The sequence below is a fragment of the Methylotuvimicrobium sp. KM2 genome (genome assembly GCF_038051925.1).
Classification (GTDB): domain Bacteria; phylum Pseudomonadota; class Gammaproteobacteria; order Methylococcales; family Methylomonadaceae; genus Methylotuvimicrobium.
In genome coordinates this window covers 4,737,161-4,760,659 of the sequence record NZ_CP150634.1, presented here as the reverse complement: position 1 = coordinate 4,760,659, position 23,499 = coordinate 4,737,161, and the positions used below count along the sequence as shown (strand labels likewise).

Annotated in this window: 22 protein-coding genes; 15 read left to right on the top strand and 7 right to left on the bottom strand. The window is 50.6% G+C overall.

What is annotated here, in order from left to right; translation table 11 throughout:
- Nucleotides 1–147 precede the first annotated feature (147 nt).
- The 3 genes from WJM45_RS20105 (at nucleotide 148) to WJM45_RS20095 (ending at nucleotide 4,441) form a co-directional block, all read left to right on the top strand.
- Complete coding sequence (locus WJM45_RS20105) at nucleotides 148–1,989, top strand: protein containing Six-hairpin glycosidase-like domain protein (protein ID WP_341326792.1); 1,842 nt, start codon at nucleotides 148–150, stop codon at nucleotides 1,987–1,989.
- 164 nt (nucleotides 1,990–2,153) lie between these two features.
- Complete coding sequence (locus tag WJM45_RS20100; RefSeq protein WP_014150113.1) at nucleotides 2,154–2,672, top strand: methyltransferase domain-containing protein; 519 nt, start codon at nucleotides 2,154–2,156, stop codon at nucleotides 2,670–2,672.
- A 302-nt stretch (nucleotides 2,673–2,974) separates the two neighbouring features.
- Nucleotides 2,975–4,441 carry a tetratricopeptide repeat protein gene (locus WJM45_RS20095; protein ID WP_341326791.1) on the top strand — a complete coding sequence of 489 codons (1,467 nt, stop codon included), beginning with the start codon at nucleotides 2,975–2,977 and terminating at the stop codon, nucleotides 4,439–4,441.
- A gap of 93 nt (nucleotides 4,442–4,534) precedes the next feature.
- Here the strand turns inward: WJM45_RS20095 and WJM45_RS20090 are convergent, their stop codons facing one another.
- The 5 genes from WJM45_RS20090 to WJM45_RS20070 all read right to left on the bottom strand — a co-directional run bounded on the left by WJM45_RS20090 (nucleotide 4,535) and on the right by WJM45_RS20070 (nucleotide 11,023).
- Nucleotides 4,535–5,317 carry a Bax inhibitor-1/YccA family protein gene (locus WJM45_RS20090; protein ID WP_341326790.1) on the bottom strand — a complete coding sequence of 261 codons (783 nt, stop codon included), beginning with the start codon at nucleotides 5,315–5,317 and terminating at the stop codon, nucleotides 4,535–4,537.
- 125 nt (nucleotides 5,318–5,442) lie between these two features.
- Complete coding sequence (locus WJM45_RS20085) at nucleotides 5,443–8,112, bottom strand: EAL domain-containing protein (RefSeq protein ID WP_341326789.1); 2,670 nt, start codon at nucleotides 8,110–8,112, stop codon at nucleotides 5,443–5,445.
- Nucleotides 8,087–8,554 (bottom strand): hydrogenase maturation protease, encoded by a 468-nt coding sequence (locus WJM45_RS20080; protein WP_014150135.1) that lies wholly within the window; start codon nucleotides 8,552–8,554, stop codon nucleotides 8,087–8,089. The genes WJM45_RS20085 and WJM45_RS20080 overlap by 26 nt, the downstream gene beginning before the upstream one ends.
- The gene (locus tag WJM45_RS20075) at nucleotides 8,551–10,080 is read right to left on the bottom strand and encodes a nickel-dependent hydrogenase large subunit (protein WP_341326788.1); all 1,530 of its coding nucleotides are present in this window, start codon (nucleotides 10,078–10,080) and stop codon (nucleotides 8,551–8,553) included. The genes WJM45_RS20080 and WJM45_RS20075 overlap by 4 nt, the downstream gene beginning before the upstream one ends.
- A 1-nt stretch (nucleotide 10,081) precedes the next feature.
- Nucleotides 10,082–11,023, bottom strand: a complete 942-nt coding sequence (locus tag WJM45_RS20070; RefSeq protein ID WP_014150137.1) for an NADH ubiquinone oxidoreductase — start codon at nucleotides 11,021–11,023, stop codon at nucleotides 10,082–10,084.
- Nucleotides 11,024–11,160: 137 nt separating this feature from the next.
- Here WJM45_RS20070 and WJM45_RS20065 point away from each other — a divergent pair, with 137 nt between their 5' ends.
- Nucleotides 11,161–11,439, top strand: a complete 279-nt coding sequence (locus WJM45_RS20065) for a hypothetical protein (protein ID WP_341326787.1) — start codon at nucleotides 11,161–11,163, stop codon at nucleotides 11,437–11,439.
- Nucleotides 11,440–11,668: 229 nt separating this feature from the next.
- Here the strand turns inward: WJM45_RS20065 and WJM45_RS20060 are convergent, their stop codons facing one another.
- A complete protein-coding gene (locus WJM45_RS20060) occupies nucleotides 11,669–12,091 on the bottom strand; it encodes a heme-binding protein (protein ID WP_014150139.1) in 423 nt (140 codons plus the stop codon).
- 64 nt (nucleotides 12,092–12,155) lie between these two features.
- Nucleotides 12,156–12,758 carry an arylesterase gene (locus WJM45_RS20055; protein WP_017841793.1) on the bottom strand — a complete coding sequence of 201 codons (603 nt, stop codon included), beginning with the start codon at nucleotides 12,756–12,758 and terminating at the stop codon, nucleotides 12,156–12,158.
- On the opposite strand from WJM45_RS20055, the gene WJM45_RS20050 reads away from it, so the two are divergent.
- The 11 genes from WJM45_RS20050 (at nucleotide 12,757) to WJM45_RS20000 (ending at nucleotide 23,497) form a co-directional block, all read left to right on the top strand.
- A complete protein-coding gene (locus tag WJM45_RS20050; protein ID WP_017841792.1) occupies nucleotides 12,757–13,449 on the top strand; it encodes an ABC transporter ATP-binding protein in 693 nt (230 codons plus the stop codon). The two genes, WJM45_RS20055 and WJM45_RS20050, sit on opposite strands and share 2 nt — an antisense overlap.
- Nucleotides 13,446–15,929 carry an FtsX-like permease family protein gene (locus WJM45_RS20045; RefSeq protein WP_341326786.1) on the top strand — a complete coding sequence of 828 codons (2,484 nt, stop codon included), beginning with the start codon at nucleotides 13,446–13,448 and terminating at the stop codon, nucleotides 15,927–15,929. Before WJM45_RS20050 ends, WJM45_RS20045 begins: the two co-directional genes overlap by 4 nt.
- A gap of 77 nt (nucleotides 15,930–16,006) precedes the next feature.
- Nucleotides 16,007–16,402 (top strand): glycine zipper family protein, encoded by a 396-nt coding sequence (locus WJM45_RS20040; RefSeq protein WP_341326785.1) that lies wholly within the window; start codon nucleotides 16,007–16,009, stop codon nucleotides 16,400–16,402.
- Between the two features lie 885 nt (nucleotides 16,403–17,287).
- Nucleotides 17,288–17,827: a PAS domain-containing protein gene (locus tag WJM45_RS20035; RefSeq protein WP_341326784.1), complete on the top strand. Its 540-nt coding sequence runs from the start codon at nucleotides 17,288–17,290 to the stop codon at nucleotides 17,825–17,827.
- Nucleotides 17,827–19,308 carry a methyl-accepting chemotaxis protein gene (locus WJM45_RS20030; protein WP_341326783.1) on the top strand — a complete coding sequence of 494 codons (1,482 nt, stop codon included), beginning with the start codon at nucleotides 17,827–17,829 and terminating at the stop codon, nucleotides 19,306–19,308. The genes WJM45_RS20035 and WJM45_RS20030 overlap by 1 nt, the downstream gene beginning before the upstream one ends.
- 427 nt (nucleotides 19,309–19,735) lie before the next feature.
- Entirely contained in the window at nucleotides 19,736–21,121 is a 1,386-nt protein-coding gene (atpD, locus tag WJM45_RS20025) for a F0F1 ATP synthase subunit beta (protein WP_341326782.1), read from the top strand.
- A 7-nt stretch (nucleotides 21,122–21,128) separates the two neighbouring features.
- Complete coding sequence (locus WJM45_RS20020) at nucleotides 21,129–21,533, top strand: F0F1 ATP synthase subunit epsilon (RefSeq protein WP_341326781.1); 405 nt, start codon at nucleotides 21,129–21,131, stop codon at nucleotides 21,531–21,533.
- Entirely contained in the window at nucleotides 21,526–21,864 is a 339-nt protein-coding gene (locus WJM45_RS20015) for an AtpZ/AtpI family protein (RefSeq protein WP_341326780.1), read from the top strand. Before WJM45_RS20020 ends, WJM45_RS20015 begins: the two co-directional genes overlap by 8 nt.
- Nucleotides 21,857–22,156, top strand: coding sequence for an ATP synthase subunit I (locus tag WJM45_RS20010; RefSeq protein WP_341326779.1), 300 nt, complete (start codon nucleotides 21,857–21,859; stop codon nucleotides 22,154–22,156). Before WJM45_RS20015 ends, WJM45_RS20010 begins: the two co-directional genes overlap by 8 nt.
- A 4-nt stretch (nucleotides 22,157–22,160) precedes the next feature.
- Nucleotides 22,161–22,823, top strand: a complete 663-nt coding sequence (locus tag WJM45_RS20005) for a F0F1 ATP synthase subunit A (RefSeq protein WP_341326778.1) — start codon at nucleotides 22,161–22,163, stop codon at nucleotides 22,821–22,823.
- Nucleotides 22,824–23,218: 395 nt separating this feature from the next.
- Nucleotides 23,219–23,497 carry a F0F1 ATP synthase subunit C gene (locus WJM45_RS20000; protein ID WP_341326777.1) on the top strand — a complete coding sequence of 93 codons (279 nt, stop codon included), beginning with the start codon at nucleotides 23,219–23,221 and terminating at the stop codon, nucleotides 23,495–23,497.
- The last annotated feature ends 2 nt before the right edge of the window (nucleotides 23,498–23,499 follow it).

Below are 23,499 nucleotides of genomic sequence, written 5' to 3'. Positions count from 1 at the left end.
CAGAGAAAAGCCCAATAAAATACACGCGATAAACTATCCCAAACTAATGAGCCGCTCCGAGCGGCTCATTCCTGCTTTGTGGACCGACAGACTCTAAGTCTGTCCAAAAAAACAATCAAACCACCCTTCGATGCACAAAACTCACTCATGGCAGATCAAAACCGAGCATTTCATAGCAAAACGGACTTTTCGGCGGAACATCGGTTATTGAACGACATCCGTCAGGCATTAATTTCCGGAGAGAGCGCTTTTTCAACGACTGACCTTGACTTGCCATTCGATCCGGCTATTTCGCAGATTTACATTTCGCTGTTTCAACAAGGTTTGAAACCGATACGCTGGGGGGCTAGAAGAGCAACGATCGAAGCTACATTGCAACGTATCGTTGAAAAACTCAAAACCAACCCTGCTCTTTCCGACTTTGCCGTTCAAGACGCCAATCAGTGCCGGATTTTGTTTGAGATGGTAACCGAAGAGCGCCCGTGCCCGCTGAAATCGTTAACCGGGTCGACGTTTTGCGACAGCCGTTTCGAGCCGGGCATTACCGGCATCAAATACGAATATAAAGGCGTATTACGCTACTTTATGCCGACCGACGCCGTCGTGCATAGCATCATGTCCGTCTCACAACTGCTGCGTTTCCTCGCGAAAAAAACCGGCATCGCGAAACAATCCAACCGGTTTTCAGTTCGCGAAAAACTAATGCGAAGCGAACCGGTATCTTCTAGTTTGATCAAAAGTATTGCGTTCATCAGCTATACCGATCGAGAAATCTTACCGCTTTATCGCGGTTATCCGATTAGCAAAGTTCGATTCGACAAAGAAACCTTGCTTGAAAGTACATTGAAAAGCATCGATTGGCTCGTCGCCAACATGAACGATGAAGGCAGTTTTTTGTATTTTTACGACGCTTATCAAGATACGAAAGTAGACTTCGATCACCCCAAAATGGCCGATCCTTTGTATAACAACATATTGCGTCATTGCGGCGGAACTATCTCGCTGTTGCGCGGTTATGAATTAACCGGACGCAACGATTATCTCGAAGCCGCTGGCCATTCGATGCAATATCTGTTTTCGACACTCAGAGAACACGAGTGGCAAGGACGCTACGCCTGCTATCCGTTCGACAATAAAAAATCGAAACTCGGCGGCGCGGGCGTTGCACTAGTCGCGCTGATGCATTATTACCGGCATACCGGCGATGAAGCCTATCGACTCACTATCGACGGTCTCGTTCGACATATTCTGTCTCGAATCGCCGACGACGGCGAAATGATCGGTTATTACATTCACCCGTTATTCAATCAAGGCCAGCCGATCATCGACCCGCCCGATGATATCAAAAGACAATTATTCTCTTTTTATTATCCGGGCGAAGCCTTATTGGGACTGACTCTATACTACCAGTGGATCGATCGGATCGATGACGATTTAAAAAAAGAAATCGCCGAAAAAAGCGAAAAAGCGCTGGATTTTTTAGTGGACATCCGGCCCGTAAAATACAAGGAATTGTTTTTGGAGTTACCCGCCGATGCTTGGCTAATGCAAGCGATCGAGGAATGGGTTAAGGTCGAAGGTTTTCGCAAAAATAGCTATATCGACTTTGTGTTTAATGATGCGAATGCCATGATCGAACATAGTTATACAGATGAGAACTCGCCCTATTTAGATTATGCTGGAGGCTTCTATTATTACTATGGCGACCATGTTTATCACGACGGTTCGCGTTGCGAGGGCTTAATTGCCGCATATTATCTGTCGACCTATCTGGGGGAACAGAAGCGTGCCGACAAAATAATGGCGGCAATGATCGCGTCCGCCAAGGGCCTTATGTATACCCGACATACAGCGGAATCGACATATGCGCATTTATATCCGGAAAAAAGCATAAACAGCTTTCGTTTTAAACTAACTCGTCAATGGGTTAGGGTCGACTCGGTACAGCATACGGCTTGTTTTTATTCAAGGTTATACTTCGTGATGTAAGGTCGAATTTCCGACTTAGAGAGCAAATACAATCAAAGTGCTTTTCTGTTGGGTCACATTATTGGCGCAAATATCCTGTAGTTCTCGAACAGGCACTTCGGAGCAGAATTTGATTTGCAAAGAAAATAATGAAGTATTTTCAGTAGTTCTGGAGGCGTGCAAAAATGGCAAGCAAACTACATATCGGCGGCACGAAAAGAAAAGCGGGATGGGAGATATTCAATATTGTAAAAACCGACCATGTCGACCATGTGGGTAATGCCAATGATTTATCTCGTTTTGCGGATAACACATTTTCTGCAATCTATGCTTCCCATATTTTGGAACATTTCAGCTATATTAGCGATCTACAAGAAGTTTTGAAAGAGTGGTTTAGAGTTTTACTTCCCGGTGGAAAAATTTATCTTAGTGTCCCGGATCTAGATACATTGGCCACCCTGCTGGTCGATAAAAGCCTAAGTTTTAAAGATCGGTTTTATGTGATGAGAATGCTCTACGGAGGGCAAACGAATGCATACGATTTTCATATGGTAGGCCTTAACGAAGATTTTTTAAGGTTTTATTTAACAAAGGCCGGGTTTAAAAGTATTACGAGAGTCGAAAGATTCGGCATTTTCAACGATACGAGCAATAAGCAGTTTTTAAACCGGCCTATTAGCTTGAATATGACAGCCCTTAAATAACAGCAATTCCCAGTTTGAGCAGTTTCGCCGATTTTAGGGTGTAGGGTATGCCTGTCGAGGAACGCCGTAAACCCATCCATGGGGGCTTGGCGGCAGCTCCCTGCTGCCGACATCCTCGCCAAGCATACCCCACACCCTTTTTGATCTCCAAATTGGGAATTGCTGCCTTAAATAAACGGTAATCGTTTAGCCAATTTATAATGCCGATTTGTCTTGAATATCGGCTAGTCACCTGCGCCCCTACTAAATGGCACCATAAAAAAATTAGGGGACTAAACAAGGCAATCAGGTAGGAAACAAAAATGTCGGATTCATTTAAAAATGTGTTTGCGCAGGGAATTGCTGCATTTGAGCAAGGTAACTATGACGAAGCCGCTGCTTTTTTAAAAGAAGCAAAGAGCATGAACACGGATGACTCGCGTGTTTTTCGCGTGCTAGGCAATTGCTTGCGTCTGCTTGGCAAGGTCGATGAAGCTATTTCAGTATATCGAGAAGGATTGCAAATCAAATACGATTTAAATACGCATCAACGTTTAATCAATACCTTAAATTACAGTGACGAGCCTCCTTCGTTAGTTGCCCTAGAGCATAAAAAATGGGCCGAAGCATATACAAATCACTACGTTTTAAAATATAAACTTTCGCTTAAGCCACGCAGTAAACATTTAAAAATTAGAATCGGCTATGTGTCTCCGGATTTTAATGCTCATCCGGTGGCTTATTTTTTGTTGCCTATTATTCAAAATCACAATAAGGACATTTTTGAAATATTCTGTTATGCCAATATTAATCAAGAAGATGGTGTGACTCATCAATTTAAACTGGCCGCCGATCGATGGATCGATATTCGACACATGTCTACAGTACAGTTGTTCGATCAAATTCAACAGGACGCTATCGATATTTTAATCGACGTGGCAGGCCTGACCAGCGGTAATCGGTTAGATGTATTTGCTTTACGGGCTGCCCCCGTCCAAGTGACTTATTTAGGGTATCCCGGCACAACAGGTTTAAAAACAATGGATTATCGCCTTGTTGACTCGATCAGCGACCCTCAAAATGTCTCAGACGAGTGGCATTCAGAAAAACTGTATCGCTTGCCAGATTGTTTTTTATGCTTTCGTCTGCCCCCTGAAAATTTGAAAATAAATGATGCGCCGTGTCAATCAAATAGTTTTGTGACCTTCGGTACGTTCAATAAAATTTCAAAAATCACAGATAGAACGATTGCTTTATGGGTACAAATCTTACAGGCCGTTCCTGATTCCAAATTTGTGCTGAAGGGGAGAGGTTTTGAAAAGAAAGTTGAACAGAATCGTATCAAGAAACGTTTTGCCTCTGCCGGTTTAGAACAGATAGACAGACTAGTATTGTACGGATTCTCGCCAAAAAGATCAGAGCACTTATTGCTGTATAACGAACTGGATATTGCACTTGATACTTTTCCTTACAACGGCACCACAACAACGATGCAGGCTATTTTTATGGGTGTGCCGGTCATTGCTTTAGACGGTAAATCACATGTCGCAAGAGTCTCGCAATCCATATTAAGCGCAATAGGCGCAAATGAATTAGTCGCAATGGATGAAGAAGACTATTTCTTAAAGGCGGTACATTTGGCGAACGATAAAGAACGCATCGCGCATTATAAAAAAGAGCTACGTTCGATGCTTGAAGATTCACCGATTAGGAATGAAATGAATTTTATTGCAAACCTGGAAGAAGCTTACAGAAGAATGCTTCGAGAAAAACAACTAAGGATTTGGTAAAAAATTACTTCTCTGTTTTTAAAATGTAGGGACAATAATAGGCAATCGAACACGGGCCGACGAGAGCCTGTTGTCACATTTCCCGTTTATCCCTCATCGTCTAGCATTTGCAATCAGCCTCAGAACCGAAATGTACATCCACACTAAGGTCACTAGCATGCCCAGTCCCAAGTACCAGCGCATCCACGAAGGTTGAGCGCGTTGTATAGCATTGTCTATACGACGAAAATCGACTAGTAAATTTAACGATGCGGTCACGACGATAAAGCCAAACCAAAGCATCCCGCCCACACCGGCACCATGCAAAAAAGGCAAGGGCACACCGGCAAGCAATGCGGTAAATCCCACCAAATAAACCAGCGCGATAGTAGCCGCCGCGGCGTAAATCAGCACAAAAAGTTTTCGCGTTACTTTAATCACACCGGTCGCATACAACGCATACATTACCAAAGCGATGCTGAATGTCACAACCAAAGACTGTACGGCAATGCCAGGAAAACGTTGTTCAAGTGAAAGCGCCAATCCGCTCATGAACACCCCGCCCGCTAAGGCATATAACGGCGCGGTTACAGACGCCCAGTGCCGATAAAAAGCGGTCAGTAATACCAAACTAAAGCCGAAAACGCCGCCGCCGAAGCCGATATTACGAACGATGTTCGCGACTACTTTGTCATTGCTCGCAATGCTCGGATAAAAATAAGCCGCCATCGCCAGTGCAGCCAATAAACTGAGCGTAAATAAAAGCCCCAGAGAAAACATCTGTTGCCGAAGAGAAAGCCTGAAAACCGGTTGCTCAGTTGGGGAAGAAATGGGTTTAAAGCTTCGAGGTAAATTCAATAATGGGCTACCCAGTCCCAAAGTTCTCGGTAATGCCATAATTCGGGTACCTTGACATAATCAAATCAGCATTTTAGCCATAGATTTTATAAAGTCTCAATAACTCATGCGACAACTATCCTGACACAGGGGGCTTTTGAAACACGCACTTTACGTACCCGGCTTCAATCAGAAAGATCTGCATCGAACTTTTGCTTGGCCAATAGCTTCCGGAAGCTTTCGGCGTCCAGCGGGCGGCTGTAATAATAGCCCTGCACTTCGTCGCATTTTAATTCGTTAAGAAAAGCCGCTTGTTCTGCGGTTTCGACACCCTCGGCCAAAACGGTTAGTTTCAAACTGTGTCCGAGTGCGAGAATCGCTCGGGTAATGGCCATATCATTGCTATCTTGCGGAATATCCATCACGAATGAACGGTCGATTTTCAACTTGTCGACCGGCAGGCGTTTCAAATAACTGAGCGACGACTGCCCGGTTCCGAAATCATCGATCGCCAGGCTCACGCCCAATGCGCGAAGCTCTTCCATGATACGAACGTTCTGTTTCGCTTGACGCATGATATAGGTTTCGGTGATTTCGAGCTCTAGGTGCTGGGGAGGCAGTCCCGTTGTTGCAAGGACGTTGCCGACCGTTGCCAAAATATCGCTGCGTTCGATCTGCGCGCCGGACAGATTGACCGCGACCTGTTTGAATGCGTAACCGGCGTCGAGCCATGCCTTGGCCTGACTGCATGCGGCCGATAGCACCCATTCGCCGATCGCGACGATCAGCCCCGATTCCTCGGCGATCGGAATGAACTTGTCGGGCGCGATCAGGCCGTGCTCGTGATGATTCCAGCGCAATAAAGCCTCGGCTCCGATCAATTCGCCGCCGGATAAGGCGAATTGCGGTTGGTAATGAAGATGGAATTCCTGGCGTTCCAGTGCGTCGCGCAGCTCACTTTCGAGAAAAAGACGTTCTTTCGCGCGCGTAGTTAGATACGTTTCGTAAAACTGAAAATTACCGCGTCCTTTTTCCTTGGCTCGATACATCGCAAGATCGGCGTGTTTGATTAAGGACATGGTGTCTTTGCCATCCTCAGGATAACAACTGATGCCTATCGACGTGCCGATCTCCAGCTTATGGCCTTGAACGATGAAAGGTCTAGAGAGGTGCGCAATGATTTTGAGGGCGACCTGTTCGACATCGGAGCGGCTCCCGGTATTTTCGAGCAAAATGATGAATTCGTCGCCACCCAAGCGCGCGACCGTATCGTCTTGGCGCAAAGAACTCTTGATTGCGTGTGCGACCATGCGCAAAAGCTCGTCTCCGGCCGGATGCCCGAGACTGTCGTTGACGTGCTTGAACCGGTCCAGATCAAGAAACAAAACTGCCAGCGGATGGTAGTCGCGATTCGCCCTCTCCAGTGCATGCTCGCAGCGCTCGTTGAATAACTGCCGGTTCGGTAGTTCGGTCAAGGCATCGTAATAGGCCAGATGGTAGATATGTTTCGCGCTTTGCTTTTGTTGGGTTAAATCGTAAAAGACGCTGATATAGTGCGTCACGCGTCCGATGGCGTCGCGCACCGACGATATATTTTGCCACAGTGGTATCAGTTCGCCGTTCTTACGCCGGTCCCAAATCTCACCCTGCCATTTGCCGTCCCGTTCGAGTGCGGCCCACAGACTGCGATAAAATTGCTTATCGTGGTGCTCGGATTTCAGCAAGCTCGGTTTTTGTCCCAACACCTCGTCGGACGAATAGCCCATGACTTCGCTGAACATGCGGTTGACCTTGACGATGCGCGTATTCGCATCGGTGATTAGAATGCCATTCAGGCTATTGTCGAAGACGCTCGCCGCAAGACGCAACTGCTCTTCGGCCAAGCGTTGCTCGGTGATATCCTGAATCGTTCCGACCAACCGTAAAGCCCGCCCGGCATCGTCATAGTAGATGACGCACCGTTCGTGTATCCACTTAATTTGTCCGCCGGCCGCTAACAGACGATGTTCGATGTCGTAAGAACCATGCGTGCTTAGGGCGGATGTGAAAGCCCGGTCGACTGCGGCCCGGTCGGCTGGATAGACGAGTTCGAGAAAGTCCGCATAGTTACGGGGTATCGAAGCCGAATCGAGCTCGAAAATAATACACACTTCCTCCGACCAAGTGAGTTTGTCGCACGTCAAATCCATTTCCCAATGCCCCAGGCGGGCGATTTTTTGCGCCTCTTTCAGGCGTTTTTCGCTTCGGCTCAATCGCTCTTGTTGTTGTTTGAGCCGCGTGATATCGCTCGCGCAAATGACGGCGCCTTCTTCTTTGCCTTGAGGGTTGTGTTGCATACTCGCCTCAAACCAATAATGGCGATAGCTTCCGTCGCGGCTTGCCAGACGGTGCTCAGCGGCATAGGAACCCGAACGCCGCACGACTTCGAACAGCGGAGAAAAAACGGGCCACGGCAAACCGATCGCTTGTGCGACAAGCGCTTGTCGTTCGTCGGGATGCAACCAGTCGTCCAGCACGCGATTGTCCGGAATCGAATCGGTTCCGGTCAACTCCTGCGCGCAACGCCGATTGACTTGGCGTATATGCCCATCAGGTCCCAGCACGATCATCATCGCGCCGGTCGAATCCATGACGCGACGGATGAAATTACTTTGATTCAGCTGATGTAGGTTGGCTTCCTTTAGCTCGTTACTACGTATTTCGAGCACCCGCAGCATCGAATCGGCCTGCTTGGCGTCGATCGACAATTGTTGCTCGAGCGCCGCGTTGGCGATTCGAAGCGCTTCGAATTCGACCCGCAAACGCGTCAGCTCCTCATTTAGGTGCGATTCATTGACGGGAAACTTGCTCGGCATATTTTTCCAGTAGAACGAAGGCATCGTCGACAGCTTGGCGCACCGGTTTTGACAAGCCCGGACGGAACGGTGCCGCTCCAAGGATTTCCGCTGCGATGATCTCGATGCGTGGGCAGTCCGGCAACGCGGCAACGGCCTTTAACAAATAGCCTACGCCGATGCCGTGGCCCGGTAACGTGATTTCGGCCGTAACAACATTCGGCGATAATCGGCTTAATTTCCCTGGTATGCCGCCCGATGCGACGGCGTCGACGACCATCACCTCATGGCATCCTTGAAATAGCGCTAATGCCGCCAGACCGGGCGTTCCGGCGTCGAACACGCGCACGTTATCCGGCAGCGGCAGCGCCGCTAGCCGTTGGTAAACCGCCGGACCGAAACCGTCATCACCGTGGAGCGGATTACCGAAGCAAACGATATGACATAATTGCCGATTACTCATGGCCCGAAACGTAGCCTCGTGCCGGTGTTCAGCACATGTACCGTGCACACTAGGCACGGATCGTGGGAGCGAATGACATGCCCGATTTCTACGGGATCGTCCGGATCCTGAACGCTCAGTCCGACTAGGCTTTGCTCCCAATGCCCCGGGAAGCCTCCGCTGTCTCTAGGAGAGGCGTTCCACGCGGTTGGCGTGATGATTTGATATTTTTCGATGACACCGTCTTTGATTTTGAGCCAGTGCCCGAGCGCCCCGCGCGCGGCCATGATCAGACCGTATCCTTCTCCGTCGGTTTCCTGTGTTTTGGCCGGATTCAAAATATGCGGCTCGTGTAGATTCGCTGTTAACTCGTCGAGTATCAGTCGCGCTTGCTTCAATTCGACGGCGATTCGCCTGACCCGCGCGAATTGTCGAAGCCAAGCGCTGCCGCCTTCGGCCTGGTGCAGCGACGCAATCAGTGCATCGCCGCCGATCAGCAGCTCGGCCAACGGTCCGGTCTGCACCACCTTATCGCCGTAGCGCGGCGCCTTCGCCCAAGTGTAGCGGTCGCTGTTCGGCTGAAAATCGGGGACGGTTTCGCCGTTCCACGGATGCCGCCCGCCGTCATAAGGCCGGAACCAGGAATGACGAACGTGCTCATTGATCAGTTGTTGATCGTATGGCCCGACCGTGCCGCTTCCGCCGTCGTAGAAACCGCCCGGCAGCAAACGCGCGTCGTGCGGCGCGGACCAACGGTCGGGATCGCACCAGGCGCCATAGCTGAGCATGTGCGGCGTACCCGAGGCGCACAGGTGTAGGCCGAGCGAGCGGGCCGCGCGGCTCATCAAACCCAGCGCGCTGCCGGCATGCGCCGGCGTATCGAGCCAAGCGAAATAGCGCTCGGCATCTTCCAAGGCCAGCCAATCGTCGAGCGAAGCGCCGATGACGCGCCGTTCGTACCAGCGCTGAATCTCATCCAATACCGAGCGGCAGGCCAACAGCCGGCGCAGATCGGCCGGCGTCGTCACGCCGCCGGGTATCATATAGGATGAATGCGGCCATTGCCCGCCGAAATGCGCGACGATTTCGACCGCTTTCCGCGTTTGAGCCAACGTTTCGAGATAAATCGAACCGCGAAACGGTTCGAAAGCGTCGACCGCATCGTCGAACCAGCTGTGCTGACTATAACGCCGATGGCAAAAATCGGGCGCGAAAAACAGAAAGGTTTGACGTAAATCGTTCTGTATACCTTCGGCAATCAGGCAAAGATTGCGGATGCGCGTCGCATTCGGCGGCACCGGCGTCCGCCAGGCATGTTCGAGCGCGAGCACTGCCGAGTAAAGATGAGCCGTACCGCAAATGCCGCAGACCCGCGGCGTGATCACCAACGCATCGCGGGGCGCCCTGCCCATCATGATCTGCTCGAAACCGCGATACAGTGTGCCGACGGTCCGAGCTTCCGTGACGACGCCGTCGTCGAGCACCAAAGCGATTTCGAGGTCTCCCTCGACGCGGTTCAAATTGATGTTGACTTCAATCGTAGCCATCTCAAACGTCCATTTTCTTGTCTTTGACGCGTTCCGGCGCAGCGGCGCGGGCAAGATTCTTGTATGCCATGTACCGGGGACGTTCGACGCCCAGCGGCAAGCGCAACGGAATGTCGCCGATTTTCTCAGTCAAGAACAAATCGGTGTCGCGAGGGAAGCTCGGCGACGTGCAACCGAAACAAGGCACGCCGGCGCGAGTCTTGCTGCTGGTGCCGTTCCACAGATCGCTGTTGCATACCGCCTGCGTCATCGGCCCTTGGCAGCCGAGATTGAAAAACAGACAGGCGCGCCCGCCCGGTTCGTTTTCTTCGATGTCGTATTCGTGATACTCGTTACGCGTACACCCTTGATGAACGACGGTATTGAAGAACGCCTTAGGACGATTCAGTTCGTCCAGCGGCAACGGCAGTCCGGCGGCGAGCCAGGCCAGCGTCTGGGTCATGGCGTGGGGATGTGCCGGGCAACCGGAGACGTTGACGACAGGAAGGCCCGCGCGCGAACGCCACTCCGGCGGCAACAGACCGCCCGGAGTCGAACGGTTGTATTGCAGGCCGATACAATCGCCCGGATTCGGCGCCGCGGCATGAACGCCACCGTAGGCAGCACAGGTGCCCATCGCGACGACCGTACCGGCCCGCTCTGCCAATTCACGCGCGATGTCCATGCGCGCCCGGCCGCGGTAGCTGTCGTACAGACCGGTACCGCGCGGGGCCGTGACGATGCTGCCTTCGACGCAAAGTATGTCCAACGCTTGTTCGCCGTTGACGATGCGTTCGAGCAGCGCGTCGTGCTCGCGCATCGACGCGCCGGACAACGAGGGGTGCCATAGCAATTCAACGCCGTGAGCCGAAAAAATTTGTTCGAGGCTCGGTGATTCAGCACTCAATAGCGCCAGCGAATCGCCGCCACAGGCGCCTGTCTGTAGCCAGAATAAGGTAGCCATCGTTTTCGTCTCATTTGAAGTAAATCATTGCATTATAGGGAAATTGCTTAACTTCACAACACATCGCTAGATATCCCCATATCTTTTCATTTTTAGACGTTTTTTCAATAGAAAGGGAATACCTCGACGTGGCGAGCGTGCAAAATACCGCTCAGAATTTTGGGCTCGGCGGTGGCGGTTACGCCGATGACCTGGATGCGATACTTTGCTCATTCGGCGCGATCGGTTTGGTGGTGAATGAGATCAATAGGGACATGGGGTTGCTCGACTTGACGCACGAGCTCATCACACCCGCAATTCAGGGCAAACTCGCCTACATTCACGCACTAGCGTGCACTGCCATTAAGTTAAGGATTTTTCCGTTCGCCCTGAGCCTGTCGAAGGGTGAATGGAAAAATCCTGGGTCGATAAGTTAAGCCGTCCATGGTTCGACAGGCTCACCACGAACGGCTTAACTTAATGGCAGTGCGCACTAGCGTGGGGAAGATAAGTCGATTGGCATGGCGACCAATGCGACAAGAATGACGATGCGGTTTGTTTTTGTTTCAGTTTTATCTAAGGTGGCTTCGGGGCGTGCGGCCGACATCTGTCAATCGAATCCTCCTTCCTTGCGATATTAGAATGAAGTTATTTCATGCTCGTTCCTTAGCAAAATAAACCGGCCGCGTGGATTCCGGCGATCGCACAGCGCTCGTCTTGGTCGGAGACGTCGCCGGAGATTCCGACCGCGCCGAGAATTTTGTGGTCGGCATTACGAATCAGTACGCCGCCCGGTACGGGCATGACTTTTCCGTCGGCCAAGCCGATCAGCGCGTTCATGAAGTCGGGGCGTTGCTCGGCGACGGCGGCAAGATTTCGCGACGACATGCCCATGTTGACCGCGCCCCACGCTTTGGCGATCGCGACTTGCTCTCGAATCATCGTGGCGCCGTCTTCGCGTTGCATCGCTTTGAGATGACCGGCTTCGTCCAATACGACCACGGTCAGCGGTTCTAGGTTGAGTTGGCGGGCATTGGTTAATGCGACATGAATGATTTGATTGGCTTTTTCCAGAGTTAAGGCATTCATCAATGATCTCGTTATTATATTTATTGGAGTGAATCGGCCGGGTGGAAACCCGAAATAAGGCTTGTCATTTTAACAGCGGACCTAAATATTCCCATACTTTTTCGGCGATAATCGGTTGTGCGTCGGCATTCGGATGAATTCGGTCGCGCTGCATCAGTTCCGCTTTCAGGGCCACGTCTTCGAGTATAAAAGGCACGAAAGGCAGGTCGTGTTCTTTGGCCAGTTCCGGATAAACCTGGTAAAAAATTTCAATATAGCGTTTACCGAGATTCGGCGGCATGCGCATGCCTAGTAGCAAAACTTGCGCGCCGGCTTGTTTCGAACGCTTGACGATTTCGTTCAAGTTGTCGTGCATTTGCTTGGGGGTCAATCCTCTTAAACCGTCGTTGCCGCCAAGCTCCAGCAGCACCCATTCCGGGCTATGCCGCGCCAACGCGCTGTCGATGCGAGCCAATCCGCCGGCGCTGGTATCGCCGCTGATGCTTTCGTTAACCACCTGATGCGGGAACTTTTCGGCCTCCAGCTTTTTCTGAAGTAAATCGACCCAGCCTTTCCCCGCTTCTATTCCGTATCCGGCGCTGATACTATCGCCTAATACGACAATCGTTTCAGCCGACACGACCGCTGAACTTAACGCTATTATTACTGCAAGCAAAAATTTAAACATGACACAGACTCAACCTGAAAGAACGTTAAAAGATATTATCGTCACCGAAAATCTCGGTAAAACCGTGCAAACTTCGGATGGCACCTTACATATCTTGGCATCGGTCGATTTACAAATCAAACCGGGAGAGAGTCTCGCGGTGGTCGGCGAGTCCGGTTCCGGCAAATCGACTTTATTGAGTTTGTTGGCCGGGCTCGATACGCCGACAAGCGGTTCCGTGACGATTGACGGTCGCGATTTGACGGCGATGGATGAAGACGGGCGGGCGGCGGTACGTAACGAGTTGATCGGCTTTGTGTTTCAGTCGTTTCAATTGTTGCCGGGGTTGACCGCTGTCGAAAATGTGATGTTGCCGTTGGAGTTGGGCGGCAACAAAAATGCGCGTGTTTTGGCCGCCGATTTGCTCGGCAGGGTGGGATTAAGCCACCGGCTCAATCATACGTCAAGGCAGCTTTCCGGCGGCGAACAACAGCGCGTCGCGTTGGCCCGCGCTTTCGTGACGCGGCCGGCTATTTTATTCGCCGACGAACCGACCGGCAATCTGGACAGTAAAACCGGCGAACAAATCATCGATTTATTGTTCGAATTGAACCGCGAAAACAGCACCACGCTCATATTGGTCACGCATGACAGCCATTTGGCCGAACGCTGCCGGCGCAGCATTAAACTCGATGCCGGGAGACTGGTATGACGCGTTTTAATTTGGCGCTACGCTTGTTGTTTCGCGATAGCCGTTCCGGCGAACTCACGATTCTGATTGCCGCGTTGATCATCGCCGTGACCAGTTCGACTGCAATTACGCTATTCGCCGATCGCCTGCATCGTACGATGACCTTACAAGCCGCCGATTTTCTCGCGGCCGATTTAGTAATAACGAGTCCCGAACGCATTCCCGGCGCATGGCTGGAAAAGGCCGGCGAATTGGCCTTGACCCGTTCGGAAACCGCCGAGTTTTCAAGCGTCTTGATGGAAAACGACGAACTGTTGCTGGCCGGCGTGAAGGCGATCAGTCCCCGTTATCCGTTACGCGGTTTTTTAAAGGTCACCGGCGCCGATTTCAGCGACGAGCAAATAGTGGCGTCCGGACCTGAGCCAGGGTCGGTATGGGTTGAAAAACGCGTGCTGTCGGCACTGCATTTGCAAATCGGCGATGCCTTGACGGTCGGCGAAAAAGCGTTGACGATCAGCCGTGTCTTGACTTACGAGCCGGACAAGCGGGGCGATTTTTACAGCCTATCGCCGCGGGTCATGATGCATGCCGACGACTTACCGGCTACGGGAGTGATACAACCGGGCAGTCATGTGCATTATTTCTTTCAGTTCGCCGGCGAAGCGCAGAGCATCATGGCATTCAATCGTTGGATCAAGCCGCAGCTGAATCCGTCCCAGCGCATCATGGATATTCATCAAGACCGCCCTGAAGTCGGCAATGCGCTAAATCGGGCCGAGCGCTACTTGGGCTTGTCCAGCATTGTCGTGATTTTGATTGCCGGCGTTGCGATTGCCGCTGCAACGCGCCGGTATAGCGAACGTCATTTCGATGCCACAGCGGTATTGAGATGCTTAGGCTTGAAGCAAAAAGAAATTTTATGGCTTTACGGTAGTCAGTTTTTTATTCTCGGAATGTTGGCCAGCGCCATCGGTTGTCTTCTAGGCTGGTTTGCGCAGGCCGGGCTGTTTCATCTTTTGCATGATTTGTTACCGGATGCCATCGCCTCGCCGAGCTGGTTTGCGGTATTTTTCGGTTTCGCGACGGGCATGGCGGTATTGCTGGGTTTTGCTCTGCCGCCGCTGCTTCGTCTCAAAAGGGTGTCGCCGCTACGCGTGTTGCGCCGCGACCTGGAGCCGTTACCGTCCGCGGCTTGGCTGATTTACGGTTTGGCGATCGCTATTATCGCGGTTTTGATATGGCGTTATACCGAAGATTTTAAAATGACCGGCATCATCATCGGCGTCGGCCTGATCGCGTTACTCGTATTGGGCAGCGCGGTTTACGGAATCCTTTGGGCCTGTCAAAAATTGTTGCCCAGTTTGCCTCTAACTTGGCGTTTCGGCGTGCAAGGTTTGATTCGTAACCGGCAGGCATCGGTGAGTCAGATTTTGGCATTTAGCATCACGCTGGTGGCGATGACCTTGAGCTTCACGGTCAGAAACGATTTATTGACCGATTGGCAACGTCAGTTGCCGGAACAGGCGCCGAACCATTTCGTGTTGAATATTTTTCCCGAACAACAAGCCGATTTCCAGCAGGATTTGGATGACCAAGGCCTGACCGGCAGCCGCTTTTATCCGATCGTTCGCGGACGACTCGTCCGAATCAACGGCATTCCGGTGCAAAAAATCGTCAGTAAGGATTCCCAAGGCGAACAAGCCACGCATCGCGACTTGAGCCTAACCTGGTCGGAGCAGGTGCCCGATGAAAACAAGATTCTATCCGGCAAGTGGTGGACGAATGATAGCCCGGGTTTGGTGTCGATCGAGCAAAAATTGGCTTCGAGTCTTGGCGTTGAGCTCGGCGACAAACTGACTTTTACGATCGGAAGCGAACAATTGCAAGCGGAAGTCGTCAGTATTCGCAGCGTTAAGTGGGATACGATGAAGCCTAATTTTTATATGATTTTTTCGCCGGGAACCTTGGACGGATTTGCCAGCACCTCGATGACCAGTTTTTATTTGCCGGAAAATCAAAAACATTTCTTGAATGAACTGGTCAAACGCTACTCGAGTGTAACCGTTCTGGAAGTGGATTTGATTCTCAAACAATTCCAAACGATCTTGGCGCAACTAACCCAAGCGATCAACTATTTGTTATATTTCGCACTACTGGCCGGATTTACCGTGCTGTTCGCGGCGGTTCAAGCCGGGTTGGACCAACGCATTCATGAAGGTGCGCTGATGCGAACGCTAGGAGCGCATCGGCAATTTTTACGGAAGACGCATATAATCGAATTTGCGCTATTGGGTTTTAGTGCGGGAATTTTGGCGATCGGCCTGTCCGAAATCGTGCTTTTCGCGTTATATACCGAAGTGCTGCACTTGAATTACCGGCCCAATTTTCTGCTATGGTTGGTCATGCCTACGCTTAGCGGCTTTTTTATCGGACTCGCAGGTTTCTGGGGCGTTAGGCAAGTAGTCGACAAACCGCCGGTATCCGTTTTAAGGGAACTTTAATCGATCTAATTCATTCTTTATTCATATATAAGGTTTTATTTTTGCTCCAGCTATAAACTCAACAAAGAGGTATATTTATGAAAAAATCGACACTTGGAATCACCATGATCGGCGGATTGCTGCTATCCGCTTGCGCCACTCAAACCGGTTGGACACCCACGGTCGATACTTACGATAGTCCCAATGCCTACCGTTTGAATCAAGACTTGTACGAATGCGATCAACTTGCTCGTCAAGCGGCAGGCGGTACCGTTAAGGAAACCGCTATCGGTACCGGCGTCGGCGCGGCAATTGGTGCGGCGGGTGGCGCCGTGGTTGGTGCCTTTACAGGCAGCCCCGGAACAGGGGCTGCGATCGGCGCGGCGGCCGGCGGTTTCGGCGGCGGCGCTAAACAAGGCTTCGAGGCCGAGGAAGCCTTCAAACGATCTTACCGCACTTGTTTACGTAACCGCGGACATAGAGTCGTTAATTAAATAAGATCGTTAATTAATCGGCTTATTGCTATCTAAATCCTTAGAGGCGATACACTCTTATTGCCTCTAAGGTCATTTGATGAAACAACTGGCCTCATCCTCTCTTCAACTCCCGTTTATCTATCGTCTAAAAAACTCGAACGATTTCCGTTTTTCCATCATACTTTCCTACAAAACCGGACAATAGCAAGGGTATCTAAGGTAGGCTGTCGATAAAAGCCATTTTTTGCTAATTGCTGTGTTCCTGCTTTTTATACCTTTCGCACTTCAAATTTCGGCAGTGCCCGAGTAGGCGCCGGGATGTCGATCCCTCACCTAACGCTAGGTGACACTGCCATTAAGTTAAGCCGTTCGTGGTGAGCCTGTCGAACCATGGACGGCTTAACTTATCGACCCAGGATTTTTCCATTCACCCTTCGACAGGCTCAGGGCGAACGGAAAAATCCTTAACTTAATGGCAGTGAACGCTAGGTGAGGGACTGACGGAATCCAGTGCCATAGATGGCAGGCTTTTGAAGTACATTCGATCCTGAATACCAGAATTACTTATTCTGTGACGGCTTAACTTAATGGCAGTGAGGTATAGGGTAGGCTGTGAGTACCATGGCAACCCCACCAATGCTACCACAAGCCCTTATGGTTTGATCCGGGCAGGGATTCGGAGCTTAGCAGGCTGGAGGAACCCTACAATTTATGTATAACGATGAGCGCCCTCTGTGGGACCTCATAACTTCGCTGCCAGGCAAGATAGGTACGCACTCCCACGCTGGAGCAGTGCGAATGAGGAAAATTATTTAGCTGGTGGCGATATTTTTTACAACAGCTAGACTTTATGGAATCGACTCTGCTAAAAATGTATCGAACCTTATAAGGCGCATCACAACGATGAAAAAAAATATTATCCCGAATAATGACGAAAAGAAACTGGGCGATAACGACTTTATCGTTTCGAAAACCGATATTAGCGGCAAAATCACTTACGCTAACCGTATTTTCATGGAAATTGCCGGATACGCCGAGTCCGAATTGCTTGGCGTGCAACACAATATTATTCGGCATCCCGAAATGCCGCGCGGCGTATTTCGGTTTATGTGGGATACCTTAAAGTCCGGAAACGAATTTTTCGGTTTTGCCAAAAACCTGTGTTCAGATGGTGGGTTTTATTGGGTCTTCGCGAATATTACGCCGGACTACGACAAAGACGGCAAATTGCAGGGTTATTATTCGGTTAGGCGCAAACCGCCGACGTCGGCGTTGGATGTTTTGGTGCCGGTTTATCGGGAAATGCTGGCGATAGAAAAAGGCTGTTCCGCGAAAGAAGCTCCGGACAAATCGCTGGCCTATTTATTCGATGTCGTCGCGCAGACCGGCGCCAAAAATTATGACAGTCTCGTTCTGGGGCTTTATAAACCGAATGGAGTTTAATGATGAGCCGCCACACCAGTGCCGACATTCCTTTTCTCGAAGCCAAGGTTAATTATGCCGTGGCCGGTATTAGTTTCCTCGCTGCGATCAATTTTTTTTACACGACTTTTACCAGCGGCTTTTCATGGCTAGTTCTCCTCTTTAACCTTGGACTCACCGTCATTGCATTTTACGCGCTCACAGAAACAAAAAAATATTTGCGTATTATTGCCATCATCCAAGATGTATTAATTAAAACCAATGACGGCGAACTTTACCACCGAATCACAAGAACCAAGGGAATGGGCGAGCTCGGCAAAATCGCTTGGGAATTGAACGAAATGCTCGACATCATGGAGTCTTATTTCAAGGAAATCACGACTTGTTTCGATCAAGCGGCCAAAGGCAATCATAACCGTTACGCTCTTGCGGACGGCTTTCCCGGCTTACTTAAATCGTCAGCGAAATCGGTCAATAAAGCACTGCGAGTCATGAGCGATAATGAAACGATGATCACGAAAAATCGCCTTTCTGCCGGACTGCACCTGCTGAATACCTCGAATTTACTCGATAATCTCAAATCCAATCAGGAAGACCTACTGAGCATTACCGAACAAATGCATAAGGTTGAAAGCATCGCGATTAATACCGGCAATAACGCCGAAAATAGCTTGTCGTCGGTCAATACAATTAGCCATTCGTTAACCAATATCAATGACAATATTCATTCGGTTACCGATGTCATTACCGCACTGATCGACGATAGTAAAAAAGTAACCGAATCCTTATCGATGATCACCGGTATCGCCGACCAAACCAATCTGTTGGCACTCAACGCCTCGATCGAAGCTGCACGAGCCGGCGAATATGGGCGTGGTTTCGCGGTCGTCGCGGAAGAAGTCAAAAACTTGTCCGATCATACTAAGAATGCGGCGCTGGAGGTTACTAAAACACTCAATTCATTCAATAAGCGCGTCAATCAAATGCATTCCGAAGCCGAGGCATCCGCCGAACTTTCCCAAGAAATCATGGAAAAAGTCGACGAATTTCGGAGTCAGTTTGCCGATCTTTCAATTTCGGCAAAAGCGTCGGTCGGCTATATCAGTTATGCCAAGGATAAAACCTTTGCACTATTAACCAAAGTCGATCATATTGTTTATAAACAGAACGGCTATATCGCGATCGAAAACCTAAAGCGTTGTCCGCAAGCCGATGCGATCGATGTCGATCATCAGCATTGCAGGCTTGGCAAATGGTATTTCGATGGGCTTGGGCATGAGCAATTTAGATCCACGCAAGCCTATGCCAGGCTGAATAAACCTCACGAAGATGTGCATAAATTCACGCGACGCGCCTATGAATATTCACGAAACAACTGGCAAAGCAACAAAGCAATCATCGACAACATAATCAGCGACATGCAACAGTCGGAAGATGCCAGCGCCGAAGTGATGGCCTTGATCAGCGAGATGGTTGAAGAAAAGCATGCAAATTTGTCCTAATCAGGCGCCATTTTTATTTTGACGGCTCGGAATATAGAAAATGCCCGACTATTTAAGGCTCATCGACTCGGACTTTTCCATTTCCTCGTTCCCACCGATCCAGCATAGGAATGCAAACAGATCTTGTTTCGGCAGCCAACGCATGGTTCCCACGGAGGACCGCTCATCGTTATATACCTTTCGCACTTCAAATTTCGGCAGTGCCTGAGGAGGCGCCGGGGTGCTCGGCAAAGGCTTTGCCAGCATGGAGCTGGCATAGAGCCTACAGGGACGTATTCACGGCGTCCTTTGACGGATACCCCGGTGCCGAATTTTGATCTACGATGGGTATATTAGCGCTAATATAGCCCCTATTAAGTAAGGCTATCAGAACCAAAGGCACGACAGATACAACACTGCATTTAATAGTTCGACTCAGGCGGCAAATATGAATGATGAAACAAGCCTTAAGCAAGTCGGATCAGTCGTTTCGATCACCGGAAGCGTGGTCGATATCCGGTTCGATTGCTGTTTGCCGCCCATTCATACGATTCTGTATGCCGGCAACGATCGCCGAGTCATCATCGAGGTATTGACGCAGCTCGACGATTCGCGGGTTCGCGGCATCGCAATGACACCGACGCAAGGACTTGCCCGAGGCATGCCGGTCGAAAACTCGGGAGCTCCGTTAAAAGCGCCGGTAGGCAAAAACATTCTTTCGCGCATGTTCGATGTATTCGGCCGTCCCATCGATCGTTTGCCGATGCCTTCCGATATCGAATGGCGCTCGGTTCATCAAACGCCTCCGCCGCTAGCGCGCCTTTCAACTAAGTCGGAACTGTTCGAGACCGGCATCAAGATCATCGATGTATTGGCGCCTTTGGAAAGAGGCGGCAAGGCGGGATTATTCGGCGGCGCCGGAGTCGGCAAGACGGTTTTACTGACCGAGATGATTCACAACATGGTCGGGCAACACGAGGGCGTGAGTCTGTTTTGCGGTATCGGCGAACGCTGCCGGGAAGGTGAAGAGTTGTACCGGGAAATGAAGGCTGCAGGGGTGCTGCCGAACATGGTCATGGTATTCGGGCAAATGAACGAATTGCCGGGAAGCCGGTTTCGGGTCGGCAATGCCGCGTTGACGATGGCAGAATATTTCCGCGATGACGAACGCCGGGATGTCTTGCTGCTGATTGACAATGTTTTCCGTTTCATTCAGGCCGGCTCCGAAGTTTCCGGGCTCATGGGACAAATGCCTTCGCGCTTGGGTTATCAATCGACGATGGGCACCGAACTTTCGCAGTTGCAGGAACGCATCGCCAATACCGATACCGGCGCGATCACCTCGATACAGGCGGTCTATGTTCCGGCCGACGATTTTACCGACCCCGCCGCGGTTCATACCTTTTCTCATTTGTCGGCCTCTATCGTGTTGTCTCGCAAACGGGCGAGCGAGGGGCTTTTTCCCGCGATCGATCCACTGCAATCCAACTCCAAGATGGCGACACCGCGTATTGTGGGCGAACGGCATTATCGAATCGCACAGGAGGTCAGAAGCACACTGGCTCAATACGAAGATTTGAAAGACATCATCGCGATGTTGGGACTCGAACAGCTCTCTCGGGAAGATCGAAATATCGTGTATCGCGCCCGCCGTTTAGAACGTTTTTTGACGCAGCCGTTTTTCACGACCGAGCAATTCACCGGCCTGAACGGCAAGCTCGTTAGCCGCAACGACGCGCTGAACGGTTGCGAACGAATTCTCAACGATGAGTTCAAAGATTATCCCGAAAGCGGACTTTATATGATCGGTTCGATTGACGAAGCCAAAAAGTGAGGCCACTATGAACTCGTCATCGATGCATCTTAAAATCCTGTTGCCTTTCCGGGTATTCGCCGAGTACGAGGGCGTCACTCGGATCGTTGCCGAGACATATCAAGGTTCGTTCGGCATACTGCCGAACCGCCTGGATTGCGCGGCAGCCTTGGCTCCGGGCATTCTAACCTATGAAACGGCAGCTGATGGCGAGGTTTATCTGGCCATCGATCAAGGCATGCTGGTCAAGACCGGAACCGAGGTGCTGGTATCGGTGCGCAATGCCATCGGCGGTATCGAATTGGATCGATTGCGCGAAGCCGTGGAGCGCGAATTTCTGGAGCTCGACGAACACGAAAAAAGCGTCCGGTCGGTCATGGCTAAACTGGAAAGCGGTTTCGTCCGGCGCTTTATGGAGTATCATCGTGGCTGAGCCAAACGATAAAAAAAAGCGACCTAAGGACTCGTCCTTGAGCCGTCAAGTCGGAGCAAAGGCCGAGCGTAAACTTGAAGCCCAACGGCAAGTGAATAAGACGATCTGGTTCGGCTTGGGGTGGTTCGGCTTGATCGGCTGGTCGGTCGCGGTGCCGGCATTGCTGGGAGTATTTTTAGGCTTGTGGCTGGATGACCGGTATCCGGGGCCTCATTCCTGGACCTTGATGTTATTGATTGGCGGGCTGATGCTGGGGTGTTGGAACGCCTGGCGCTGGGTATCCAACGAAGATATTCGAATCCATAAAAAGCAGGATAAAAAAGATGACTGAAAATCTGATGTTGGCACTGGCTTTCGGAGCCGGCACCTTGCTGGGAATGTTTTTTTTCGGAGGACTTTGGTGGACCGTACAAAAAGGGCTTCAGTCAAAACGTCCCGGGTTCTGGTTCTTCAGCAGTATACTTCTTCGAACCGGAGTCACGTTGGCCGGTTTTTATTGGCTGGCCGCCGATCATTGGCAGCGACTTTTGGTTTGTCTATTTGGTTTTATCGTTGCCCGTTTTATCGTAATTCGTATGACCCGTTTCAAACCGGCAATATCGCACCAACCGACGGAGGAATAAACGCATGCGCTTGAGTTCCGATCAGCTCATTTTTTGGCAATACGGTTTCATCAAGCTTAACGGCACGATTGTGACGACCTGGGCCATTATGTTGATACTGGTTGTCGGCGCGATACTGATCACCAGAAATCTAACGAACGATATAGAACACAAACGCTGGCAGAGTATTTTAGAAGTCATCGTCATCACGCTGAATAAACAAATCGAAGAAGTCGGCCTGAAACAACCGGAAAAATACCTCGGGTTTCTAGGGACATTATTTTTGTTTATTGTCACCGCCAATCTGTTTGCGATTTTCCCCGGCTATGAGCCGCCGACCGGTTCATTGTCGACCACGGCAGCATTGGCCATCGCCGTATTTATCGCGGTGCCCTTTTACGGTATTGCCAAACAAGGCTTAGGTGGATACTTGAAGTCCTACCTGAAGCCGACGCTGATTATGTTGCCGTTCAATATCATCGGTGAATTATCCCGCATCTTGGCATTGGCCGTGCGTCTGTTCGGCAATATGATGAGCGGTACGATGATTGTCGCGATATTGTTGGTCGTGACGCCCTTGTTTTTTCCGATTATCATGAATGCATTAGGTTTGCTGACCGGCATCGTACAAGCCTATATTTTTACGATACTGGCGACGGTTTATATCGCCGCGGCCACGCGGTCATGATTGAAGATATTCAGTCGAACAACCGCCCCTCTTCGAATCGTGTACTTTTACAGTAACGTTCATGAAGGCCCAACAATCGCCCCGGCAAATGAAAGTTCTCTGGTAGTGGAGGGTGCGGTCACTCGCCCGACAGGACGCCGTGAACCCAGCACCTAAATTCCATAGGTCTTTGGCAATGATTCAAAATCATGGCTTATTTAGATGCTGGGTGAATACGTCCGTGTAGGCTCGACGGCGGCTATCCCTGCCGCCGACGCCTGCCGATCGAGCAACCGCACCCTCCTCGGTACCGACATTTGTACAGCAGTTTTTTGCATATCGAAAAATTAGATAAGGGATGCAAAACTGCGAACTTTCACAGTAAAAATTGACTATTAAAAATTAGAGGAGTCATTATGGATATTACCGCTTTCATTGCCGTTGCGTCGATCGTCACGGCCGGCATTACGATCGGCTTGGGCAGTATCGGCCCGGCGCTCGGCGAAGGACGCGCTCTTGCTGCGGCGCTAACCGCGTTAGCTCAACAACCCGACGCCGCTGCGACGATCACTCGAACGCTGTTTGTCGGTTTGGCCATGGTCGAATCGACTGCGATTTATTGCTTTGTCGTGTCGATGATTCTGATCTTCGCTAATCCTTTTTGGAATTATGCCTTAGCCCAAGTAGCAGGATAAAA